Origin of the sequence: Flavobacterium frigoris PS1, assembly GCF_000252125.1 — a bacterium.
GTDB lineage: Bacteria > Bacteroidota > Bacteroidia > Flavobacteriales > Flavobacteriaceae > Flavobacterium > Flavobacterium frigoris_A.
On record NZ_AHKF01000018.1, the window covers coordinates 149504 to 161624 of the forward strand.

At 31.5% G+C, this 12121-nt stretch carries 7 protein-coding genes; 3 read left to right on the plus strand and 4 right to left on the minus strand.

Features of this window, described 5'->3' with window-relative positions; genetic code table 11:
• Window positions 1-12: 12 nt before the first annotated feature.
• Both HJ01_RS09390 and HJ01_RS09395 read right to left on the minus strand, forming a co-directional pair.
• Window positions 13-414 carry a response regulator gene (locus HJ01_RS09390; protein ID WP_007138146.1) on the minus strand — a complete coding sequence of 134 codons (402 nt, stop codon included), beginning with the start codon at window positions 412-414 and terminating at the stop codon, window positions 13-15.
• The gene (locus HJ01_RS09395; RefSeq protein WP_007138147.1) at window positions 404-2233 is read right to left on the minus strand and encodes a PAS domain S-box protein; all 1830 of its coding nucleotides are present in this window, start codon (window positions 2231-2233) and stop codon (window positions 404-406) included. Before HJ01_RS09395 ends, HJ01_RS09390 begins: the two co-directional genes overlap by 11 nt.
• Window positions 2234-2558: 325 nt before the next feature.
• Here HJ01_RS09395 and HJ01_RS09400 point away from each other — a divergent pair, with 325 nt between their 5' ends.
• Window positions 2559-3623 (plus strand): hypothetical protein, encoded by a 1065-nt coding sequence (locus HJ01_RS09400; protein WP_007138148.1) that lies wholly within the window; start codon window positions 2559-2561, stop codon window positions 3621-3623.
• A gap of 16 nt (window positions 3624-3639) precedes the next feature.
• Complete coding sequence (locus tag HJ01_RS09405; protein ID WP_040473896.1) at window positions 3640-4521, plus strand: hypothetical protein; 882 nt, start codon at window positions 3640-3642, stop codon at window positions 4519-4521.
• Here the strand turns inward: HJ01_RS09405 and HJ01_RS09410 are convergent.
• Entirely contained in the window at window positions 4504-8232 is a 3729-nt protein-coding gene (locus HJ01_RS09410; protein ID WP_007138150.1) for a metallophosphoesterase, read from the minus strand. The two genes, HJ01_RS09405 and HJ01_RS09410, sit on opposite strands and share 18 nt — an antisense overlap.
• A gap of 23 nt (window positions 8233-8255) precedes the next feature.
• Here HJ01_RS09410 and HJ01_RS09415 point away from each other — a divergent pair, with 23 nt between their 5' ends.
• Window positions 8256-9443, plus strand: coding sequence for a Pycsar system effector family protein (locus HJ01_RS09415; protein WP_007138151.1), 1188 nt, complete (start codon window positions 8256-8258; stop codon window positions 9441-9443).
• Here the strand turns inward: HJ01_RS09415 and HJ01_RS09420 are convergent.
• On the minus strand, window positions 9440-11806 hold the full coding sequence (locus tag HJ01_RS09420) for a GAF domain-containing protein (RefSeq protein WP_007138152.1): 2367 nt from the start codon (window positions 11804-11806) through the stop codon (window positions 9440-9442). The genes HJ01_RS09415 and HJ01_RS09420 overlap by 4 nt on opposite strands.
• Window positions 11807-12121 lie beyond the last annotated feature (315 nt).

Consider the following 12121-nt stretch of genomic DNA (forward strand, 5'->3'; position numbering starts at 1 on the left):
GTTAATTTGGACTTAGTTTGGTATTGCTATTAATTCGGTAGCAATTTCTAGTTTCGTTGCGTTAATAGGTTTCATGATATAGCTTTTCACCATATCGTATTTTTTCACCATCTCTATATCGTGAGGGTCAATTGAAGAACTAACAATGAAAATGGAAATCTCTTTTTTTATAGGCAAAAGAATAAACTCGTCGAGAAACTGCCAGCCATCCAGAATCGGCATATTTAAATCTAATAAAATAACGTCAGGGAGATTTGTAGGAGTATTGCAATTTTTTTTTAGTTCGTCTAAGGCAAATTGAGGATTAAAAAACGAAATTATTTCCTCACAAAAATTATTTTTAGAAATTAACATGCTCATTAATTTTATCGATAGTTTATCATCGTCAATAATATAGGTGATTTTATTTTTCATTTATATAAATTTTAAAGACAGATCCAATTCCTTCTTCACTTTCGACCTCAATTTTTCCTTTCATGGCTTCAAGCTGATTTTTGGTAATGCATAAACCAATTCCTCTGGCGTCTTCATTTCCATGAAAGGTTTTGTACATTCCGAAAATTTTATGTCCATTCTTTTTTAAATCGATGCCTAATCCATTGTCTTTAAAAGTTATAACAGTATAGTTTCGGTTGATTTCATAGCCAATTTTTAAAATTGCTTTTCGTTGAAGGGATCTGTATTTTATTGCGTTTGTAAAAAGGTTAAGTAAAATGCTGTCTAGATATGCGGGTATTACGCTTATAACCAAGTCTTCAGGTATAGCGTGTGTAATTTCTATTTGGCTATTTTTAATGGCTAGAAGTAATGCGGTTTTGGTTTTTTCTATTTCATCGTATAAAAAAACATTCTTTTTTTCGATGTTTGTATTTTTTTGAATAGTAATGATTTCGTTCAGATATTCAATTGTTTCAGACAATTTTTCAGTTCCTTCTTTAAACATTTCAATATACGACAGTTTTTCATCTGTATTTTCAGCCGTTTCGATTACGTCTAATACCATTAGTAAATTACTGGTGTGAGATCGGATATTGTGGGAAACGATATGTGCGAAATTAAATAGCTTACTATTTTGTTCGCTGGTAACTTCTAATATTCTTTTTAGTTCAATCTCTTTTTCGACCCTAGTAGTCACATCTCTCCCAACACAAACAAATTTAATACAATTGCCCCCATCGTCAAATACTGGGGTGATATTTGATTCATACCAGAATTTTCCTTTCGATTTATTATAATTAAGAATGGTAAATTTTAAATTTTCTTTCTTCTCTAGCGCAAATTTTATGTTGTGTACTGTTTGCGAGTCGGTTTCTGGACCACTCAATAAAAAACGAGGTGTTTTGCCTACTGTCTCTTCTAAACTGAAACCTGTTAGTTTTATATAAGCTTTGTTTGCCCAAACTGCTTTTCCTTCTGGATCTGCAATTACGATGGCATCTGTCGTCTCAGAGGCAACAAGCGACAACATATTTAGGTTATATTCGGAGTCCCTACGTTCACTGATGTCCCTAAAGAAGCAAACAAGGAACGTTTGATTATCAACTATAAATTTTTTACCGGAGGCGACCTCTACTGGTATTATCGTACCGTTATTTAATTTTAAGTCGGTTTCATTGACAAAATGGTTGTCTTTTCTTAATTGATTAGCTAGAAATATCCGAATTTCTTTTCTTTTGTCAATGGGGAATAGTTCAGAATTGTGTAAACCTAATAATTCCGAAGGACTATATCCAGTAAGTTCATAAGATCTAGTATTACAGTCAGAAATGATCCCAGTAGCGGAGTTAATTATAATGATAGCGTCATTAGCACTAGAAAAAACAGAAGAGAATTTCTCAACGCTAAGTTCAAGTTTTTTAATGAGGTTTTGCTCTTTTGTGATGTCTTGAAAAGTGCCTAGTAATCGGGTTACTATAGTATCAATAACTTCAACGCGGCAAATACATTCAATATATTTGGTATTGTTTTTAGCAGTTGTGATTTGAAATTTATCGATAAAAGAAATTCCGTCATCAGTTGCTTTTTGCACTAGGTTTATAATTTTTTCTCGGTTTTCACCTTCAGTAAAGAAATTAATTTCACTTCCTTTTATTGGAACAAAATCTTCAGGTAGTTCAAGAATAGATTTTGTTATGGAATCCCAATAATAAGTATCGGTTTCTAGATTTAATTCCCATATTCCAATTTTAGCGGTTTGAGCCGCCTCAATGTAAATCTGTTGCTTGTTTATCATAGTAGGTTATAATGTCTGTATTATTTTGGGGCAGTCAAATTTAAAATAAATATCGGTTTTATTGGGTTTTTAGCGGTAAATAAGGCTCGTTTTTTGGTTTTTTAAAATTTAAACACGTTAAACAATTGTTAAACAGCTGTTTCTGATTTTATTTTAAAAGGATAGCTTTGTTTTTGAATAAAATTTTTCTTACAGCATCAAATGATTGATTTTTATTGTAGAAACCACAAATGATAGGTTGAGTCTTTATTAAAACTGGAGTTGTTAGTGTTTTATTGTCATTACGTTTAAATTGATGTAAATTTGTAATAAATACATATTCCTAATGAACGACGGTGAAATTCTATTTAAAAAACCTACTTACCCTATAAATAATTCGCTTGCTGAATATTTAAAGCGATTTGACCGTATTTCCAAAGTACCTATATATTATGATGATCTGCTGCGTTTTTCAGGATTTATCAATGTATATGATAAGCAGGAAGTAGATACATTATGGATTCGGGTGTATTATAATGAATTTGAACGCAATGAGATAGATTTGACTTTAAAGAAGATCTACTCTCTTTTGCACTCAGATGGAAATTTAGATATTATTAAATTTTTAAATGTAGATTCAATCGATTATTGCACTTTTGGAAATTCGAAACCTTTTCGTATAAAAGTCAGAAACATCCTGAATGACAATTACACTCATTTTTATGTAAAGAAAGCCGATGCTTCCAGGGTATATGGACTTGAACTAGAACATATTTTGTCACCAGATAAGATAAATTTTTTAGTGTATGAAGAGACTTTGGTTGAAGAGCATATAATGGGTATTCCTGGAGACGTTTTTATAAAAACACTACTCGAAGATTGTAGCGATACTGAAAAATCACAAATAGCAAAAGAGTTTGTAAAGTTTAATGAGCGCTGTATGATTCGACTGTTAGGCGATATGAGAGCTTATAACTATGTGATTGTTCCTATTCACGATTTTGATCAGGTAGTTTATCGAATTCGTCCTATCGATTTCGATCAGCAATGTTATGAAGGAAACTTCAAAATTTATCGCCCGCAGTTTTTCAAGGAGAATTATCCTATGGTAAAATTGGTCAAGGATAAATTGCAGGAAAGTTCCATAGAACAATATAAAAATGAGGAACGTGCCGTGCTAGCAAAAAGAATTCTTTCTGCCGAAACCCGAATTAAAAGACTGTTGAAGATTATGGGACAGGATCTTATTGCTCCTGATGAACATGTCCAGCAGCTGAAAAACGATCTGTATAAGTATACAAACGATTTGAATTTTAAAAATGCAAAACGTATGGGTAATGTTTTGACGGCTGCTTTTAGATTCGTTACCAGGAACTTCAAGAATGCCAATTTATTCAAACCTGGGTTCTAATTTCTCAACACTGATTATGAAAAACTACATTTTATTGTTGACCTCAGTCGTTTTGTTATCGTGTCAACAATCCTCGGGGTTATTGACAACTATTTATTCTTTACCTAAAGACTTGAAAGAGGTTTCAGGGATCGTTTACTCGACTAACGATAGTTTGGTATGGACATTGGAAGACAGTGGAAATGCAAATATCCTTTATGCCTTAAACTCTGGAGGTATGATTGCAAAAACAGTAACTGTTAAAAATATAAAAAACATTGACTGGGAAGATCTCACGAAAGATAAAGAAGGAAATTTATATATAGGTGATTTTGGAAACAATGAAAATGAGCGTCAGGATTTGTGTATTTACAAAATGGATAAAAAATCCCTAGAGAGTGACAATAATAGTCCAGCATACAAGATCTCATTTTCATATCCAGAACAAAAAAAGTTTCCTCCCAAAAAGAAAGAATTGTTATACGATGTAGAAAGTTTTTTTGAACTGAATGGTAATTTTTATCTTTTTACAAAAAATCGTAGCAAGGGATTTGATGGCACCGTTTTTATTTATAGAGTTCCTAATAGAGCAGGAACGCACAAGGCGGAATTAATAGGGGAGTTTAAGACCTGTGATGATTATGATAATTGTGCAATCACAAGTGCTGCAATAAGTCCTGATGAAACCAAGGTTGTGCTTTTAAGCCACAGTAAGATTTGGGTTTTTGAAAATTTCTCGTCCGATGATTTCCTCTCTGGAATTAAAACCGAAATTGAATTACAGCATAATTCTCAGAAAGAGGCAATCTGTTTTAAGGATAATGCGACTTTATTAATTGCCGATGAAAGGGTTAAAAAAACAGGAGGTAAGCTTTATGAAATTAGTATAAATAAGCTTAAATTAAAATCCAAACCCTAGACCAAATGCGATTCGGCCATCATCATTTAGACTCTTAAAATAAGTAATTCTAGCTGTGATTACATTGAGACCATTAAGCCATAATCCCCCACCAAAGGATTGGTGCCATTTGTTTGATTTCTCACCATCCAACCAAACTCTCCCATAGTCGAAACCTCCTAAAAGACCATAGCTCATTGGAACAATGCTTTCGCGGATTTGTCCTATATTCCATCTTAAATCGGTACTTTGAAAAAAGGATTGTTTGCCTAAAAAACGTTCGTTTCTAAAACCTCTTAAATCATAATCTCCGCCTAATGTAGCGCCTTGATAGAATTCAAAATTATTGTTTAAAACGGCTTTTCCTTTTAGTAGTGTTGCCAAAACAAGTTTTCCTTCGGTGTCAATTTTATGGTTGAAATTAAGTTTTGATTCTATCGTTGGGAAATTACGATTGGTGTCACTTAGATTCATTTTCCAACTTCCAGCTATCGAGAACCCCATTCCAATGGTTGGTAATGAAGGATTGTCATAATTTTCATAACTATATTTTAAGCCAACTCCGGCAAATTGTTGACTCTCAAAAACGTTGGTATTTACGGTATTTGATGTTGTTACAAATCGATCTTGTGTTCTATCTATTTCAATGTTTTCAAAAACAGATAGAATAGTTAATGCGCTTCCATTTGTACCTACTTTCTTTATTTGTGGAGCCGCCTTAATGATTCGGATGCGAACACGGTTAAAATCCATTCCGTCAACATCATCATTACTCAAAGTTTCATTTCCATATCCGAAATAATTAATGGCAAAATTAGGGCTTGTAAATTGTGTTTCTAAATCAAAATCCCATGCACCAACGAGTTTTGGGATGGATAAATTATAGAGCAATTCAAAACCTTCTGTGGCAAAATAGTAATTTGCGTTAAAGTTATGTTTTCTAGTATATGGATTTTGTTTGAAATGATTAATAGTATAATTAGCATTTATGCCCATTTTTATGCCATCATCTGGATTATAGCCTAACATAGGAAATCCAGAAAAGGCATTGTATTTTGGTTTTTTGTAATTATAAAGATTCGTTTCATAATTATCATTTAATTTTTTTTGAGTTTTTGAATCTATATTGAATGTATTGTTCTTAGACTCAAAATCTAATATTTTAATTTTTTTTCCGTTTTCAACTGTGTAAATATCATTGTTTTGACCACCGATCAATCTAATATTTATTTTGGACTTATAGTGTCCTTTTACTTCAAATTCATCATCGTCATCTAAACCGTAAATCCATATTTTTTTAGTATCCAAATCATTATAAGTAACCTTAGAAATTAACTCGTCACCGTCTTTTTTTAATCGATAAACGGCAACTTCAATTTTATTTTTTGAAATATGAGTGACAATAAATTTATCTTTTTTGTTGGTACCAACAATCAAAACCGTTTTTTGTAAAACGCTGTAGTAATCAGAAGCATAGTTAGTTAGTTTAGCCTTCCTTGCTTTTAAGTTTTCTTTAATTTCTGAAATAGTTTTATCTTGAACTTCTTTTGGTAAATTTTTGAATGCATTATCAATAGCATCATCCGAAAGGTTTTCTTGAATGTATTTTGCTTCGTTAATCCAGTCTTTTTTTGAAGCCGTTTTTAAAAATGCCAAGTCCAAAGGATAGGCTTCTCTATTAAACCACTTAACATTTTTTATATCCTTTTTATAACTTTGCATATGTCTCAAAGCAGGAATATTCATTAAAAGAGAAATTAGCGCTCCATCGTATTTTGAGAATGCTTGGTCTCGATCTCTAGGAATAGGTTTATAAATTATATTGTCGTTCTCTTTATATTCTCCCCAACGCCATTGATCATAATGCCTGTCCCAATCGCCAATAAGCATGTCAAATAAGCGAGCTTTTATGTATTCATTTTCATCAATACTATATTTCTCATCTTTAATCAGTTTTTCTAGCACATCGTCAGTGCCTATTATGTCTGTAGGGGTTCCAAAGCTTTTTAACTTTATCTGACTTTCTGAAGGTCTTTCTTCAACTAAGTATAATTCATTACCAAAATTAGAGTTGAATTCTTCTAAGCTACTTTGCTTCGGGATATAATACAATTTTGGATTGGTATGAGATACGCCAATTGCATCTGCTAAAACACCAACAGCGAGCGGCGCAAAAGGATGGGAAGTGGTATAAAAATCATATAAAAAATCTTCAGCAAAAGTATTTTCAAAATCCTTCTCTACATATTGGTCTTTAAATGCAACACTTTGTAAAAATCGTGACACACTTTTTTTTACCGCACGCATCACATATTCTTTACCGTCTTTATCAACAAGGCGTAATGATTTTGATTGATGACCTCCTCCTGCAATATCCGGTTTTAATCCCCCAAATAAGGTGTCGAGAGTTGCCGTTTTGGATTCGATTTTCATGCCGTAATATCTTCTATAATGTGTTCCTAAAAATAAATTATGTGCTTTGCTTTTAGTAATCATGTCAGAGGTATATACAGAAGATTTCGTTGTTAAAGGAAATTCATTTGGATATTCTATGACTACTTCTTTTTTTGCCAGTAAAACAGTTTTCTCAAAAAGGAGTTTGTTTTGATTGTTTTCTTGGCCAAAGAAAGAAACAGTAGTTTTACCATTGCGATACACCTTCAAAGAGGCAAAACCATTTTTTCCATAAGAAAAGTCATTTGGATATACAGCTTTGGCTGCTTCAGACTTAGAACCTGCACCGCTTATAATTTGTTTGATATTATCATGGTCGATATATTGTAAGTTATGATCGTGCCCTGAGACGACGACAACATTGTCATGACCTTGTAAAAGCGTTTTCATTCTTTTTGAAAAAAAAGTGTATTGTTTATTTTGAATGTCTTGTGGGCTTATTCCCGAGGTTTTACGAATAAAATTAAGTAAAGAACCAATCACCGGAAGCGGAATTTTTTGTTCTAACGGGAAAATCTGTTTCTTTAGTGAAAACTGACCTCCATGACTTCCGTTACTCATTAGTGGATGATGTAACGCTACAATTACAGTTTTATCTTTATTTTTAGTTAAAAGACTTTCGAATTCTTCTAAAAAGGCTTCTCGAGATTTGATGTCGCAATCATCATTCATTGTAGGAGTCTTATCCCAATCTTCCAAAAACCATTGACTATCAATTGTAATAAGTGTTGTGAAATCATTTATTTTTTCGTCATCGATAGCACAAGCTTTTCTAGGTGAAAATGATTTTTTGTCATTTAAATAATCAGTCACGAACTCTTCTTGTCGATTCAAACCCTTTATTCCGTTATACCAATCATGATTTCCGGGGATAAAAATAGTTTTACCTTTAAACCCTTTCGATAGTTTTAACTGATTTAATAGTTTGGTTTTAGCCAAATCGTAGCTAGACTTGTCTTCTTTGTTAGGCATTCCTTTAGGATAAATATTATCACCTAAAAAAAGAAGAGTAGCGTTTTTATCGGATTTTAGTAGTTCTTCATGCAGTTGATTTAGCGTTTTTTTTGCTTTATCTTCGTCGCTATTACCAGCATCACCAATTAAAAAGAAAGTGTGGACAATTTTTGAGGTGTCAATACCGTTTGCAATCAGTCTATCTTTAGTCTTATTTCCGTATTGTGCATGGTGAGTGGCACACGATTGTAACAGGAACAGATATAGTAGAAAAAAGACGGGTGTTTTAATTGTAATAAAATGATTATCCGAAAACAATTTCATAATTTAGTAGTATAAAAATTTTTATGGATCTTATAGAACAAGCCGAAGGTTTTGTATTAAAATTACTCAAAGATAAACTTTCTATTTTATTTACCTATCATAATGTTAATCACACGGTGAATGTGGTCAATGCTGTTAAAGTCCTTTGTGATAACGAGATTTTAGATCAGTTTGATAGGGAAATAGTTTTAACTGCAGCTTGGTTTCATGATACAGGCTACATCAATGGATGTGAGGATCATGAGCTTTCTAGTGTAGCTATTGTCACCGGTTTTCTTAAAGAAGAAGGTAAGTCTATTGAATATATTGATAAAGTTTCTAGTTTGATAAAAGCTACTACATTTGATTATGTGCCAAGGAACATTTTAGAAAAAATAATAAGAGATGCTGATTACTCTCACTTTGCCAGCCCTCATTATTTAACTGTATGTGAACTGTTAAGAACGGAATGGGCAAATACTCAAAAAAGAACTTATAGTAACTTAGAATGGGCAAATGAGAATTATAAGATACTTATGAATTGCCATAAATATTATACTGATTTTGCAATTGCTAATTGGACTCTATTAAAAGAAAAAAATATAGATTTGGTCCGAAATCAAATTAAAACTATGGAAGCAGAGATGGATGAAACACCAATAATAAAAGATAAAAAGAAGAAATCAAAAAGTAAAAAACCAGATCGTGGTATTGATACTTTGTTCCGCATCACATTAAGTAATCATACACGGTTAAGCGGTATTGCTGACAGTAAGGCTAATATTCTTCTTTCTGTAAATGCAATTATAATTTCAATTGCATTGTCGTCATTAATCCCAAAATTAGATAATGTAAACAATGCACATTTAGTTGTTCCCACATTTATTATGTTGATGTTTAGTGTGATTTCAATAATTTTCGCTATACTTTCAACACGTCCCAAAGTTACAAGTGGTGTTTTTTCGCGACAAGACATTGAAGATAGAAAAGTAAATTTGTTGTTTTTTGGCAATTTCTATAAAATGCCTCTCGAAGAGTATGAATGGGCTGTAAATGAAATGATGAAAGACAATGAATATTTATATAACTCGTTGATTAAAGATTTGTACTTTCTGGGCTTAGTACTCGAAAAAAAATACAGATTATTAAGAATTACGTATAACATTTTTATGGTAGGAATTATTATTTCTGTTATCGCATTTGTACTAGCTTTTTACTCTGCAACAGTTTAATTTAATTCGTTTAGTAATTCCTGATAAGTATATTTGTCATTTGAGGATTCGGTATTAACTACTTTTATTCGTAAAGCTTTTAAACCAGAAACGCCTTGTAATTCTTCGATATCAAATTGTTCTATTGTAGGTTCCAGTATTTTTTTGAATTGTAAAAATTTAATATACTTTAAATATTCGGTTTCCTCATAGCTATGAGAATAGACGATAGTTATTTTTTCTTTTTGAGCAATTCTTTCGGTGGTACCCTTAATATGTGCTTTATCGATTCGTTTTTTTACAACTTCATAACGTGCATTATATGTTCCGTCTACATCAAAACGTTTTTCATCCATTCTAAATCGGATAGAAAGTGGAGAACTAAAAACTAAGATTAAAGAGGTTACATCGAGCTCATATGGCAAAATTGATTTTAGCCTATGATGCTCTAGTTCCATTTTGCATAAAGTTTGTAATTGCCATAATCTTAGGTTATTAAGATACATCACATCAAAAGGTTGTGAAGGTGTGATTGATGCACCAATATATAAATTATGTTCTACACCATCTGTTTTAAAGCGTTCAAAATAATGAGGAAAAATAGTTTGGGCTTCAATTTGTTCCTTGTCTAAAATGAAGGCCATTTTCTTATTGATAATAGACATCGCGTCATCAAACTTCTTTCTTGAATGATAAAATAGGGCTGTTTTTGGATCTAGCTGTTCAAAATAATCTTCAATTAAAGATTGACAATCGCTATCAACTTTTGAATTTTTCAAAATAGGATGTATTTCTTTTTGAATATAATTCTGAATTTGTTGTTCTGTATCTGCTTTTAATTCTAGTTCGAGCTCTTTAAGATACGTTTTCATTTCAAATTTTCGTTGTTCCAATAAAGAGAGCGGACTAGTGGATTTCAAACTTTCAAAAATGGCAAGTAAAGATTTTAATTGATTTTTAAGATCCTCTTTTACAGTGCCGTTTCTATGTTGTGAAGAACCTTTAATGTCTATTTGGCCATATAAAGGATACACTTCTTTAAAAACTATTTCTTTAAAAATATAGTCTTTGCTAGGGTCGTTAGTTCTATAGTATTTTTCGGCTTCGTTCTTAAATTTCCAATACACACTTGAATGTATTGCGGTATATTCTCTCTGAATTACAGCTTCTATTTGGTTTTGTAAATCAATATTGTAACGTTCTAATGTATCTACCACGTAAGGCAATAAAAGGTCTAGATTGTTTGCATTAACACTATTTAGTGCTCTTTCTTTTGAAGAAACTAATTCTATAACTCCAAGTAGCTTATTGTTTTTTAGTACAGGTGCAAGAATGCAGCTTTTAATATTTTGCTTTAGTAAATGTTTGCCCAGCTCCTCATTTCCTGCTATAGTAGAGAATTTTTCTACGTTTGAAATTGTGAATGGTTTTTTTTCGTCTAATAGTATATTTAAAGAACATCCAAAAAAGGCTTTTTCGCAAGTAACAGTTTCATCTCGGTCAAAAAGGATGTAACTTGTTATTTCATTTTTATTAAAAGGAGGTTTTATGAATTTGTTTTCCTCTTCATTGTAAATGATAAGTCCTACTTTTAAATCAGAGATTTTAAATATGGATCTAAAAATAATCTCAGTACTTTGATTACTATTTGGATCATTATCGGCCTTTAATAAGTTGCTTTTCAAATTAGAGATAGCGCTTTCTGTAGTAGCGTCAAATAGACTTACAATACCAAACCCTTTTAAGGACCAACTCTCCTTAGGGAATTTTTGTTTCCACAAATTAATATCATCATAGTTATCAATTAAAAGATCAAAGTCTTCAGTAGTTAGCGATATTGCTTTTTCAGTAGGAGTTATTTCTAAGAAATCAGCATTGTAAAGAATGCGGTAATGCTTTAATATTCCGTTTACATCAGGAATATCATAAAATAAGGGCTTGTTAATTTCAAATCGCTGTTTGTAATACGTATTCAAAATGAGGATACAACTAACAATATAAAATTGGTCCTCATCAAAATCCCTAATTGTCATGTCAAAATTTCCGCCAGCTTCTTTTAGTATTTTGGTAAATCTTTCTGAATAATTAAATGTCAAATTTTGAAATGGAATGGTAACTGCCTTTATTTCATTTTTTGTCAATGCTGTTGGAAACAAGTCAGCCAACAAGTACTTAATTAGTGTCTTATTATTTTCAATAATCGATAAGTCTTCTATACCAGTTCTAAACTCTGGTAAATGCTCAATTTCTTTTAATAATGCTTTTGCATAATTGGATCTATAATCTATATCAGACAAAGCAATTTCTTCCAAAGACTCAATCAATTTGTGAAATGAGATTTGGGTTCTAAATGGACTTTCTTTGAAAAGATTAATGTTTATCATAGCGGTTGCTTAAGATACAAATTTAATGATAAACTCAATTTATATATAGGTAGATGAGGGATAATTTTGAAATAAAAAAACTCTAACTAGTATTACTAATTAGAGTTTAAAAATTTGGGGCAAAATTTTTAAAAAATTGAACTTTGAGAGTAACTCGAACTATCAGATCAATTTTATATTTCTTAATAAAAAATCAACTAATTAATGTTTAACATATAATAGTTGTTTAGGTAGATTTGGGATCACAAACATAGAATAATTTCGTTAAAACGACTAATAAAATCGATTAAAAGCACTAAAAGTATTAAATTATAA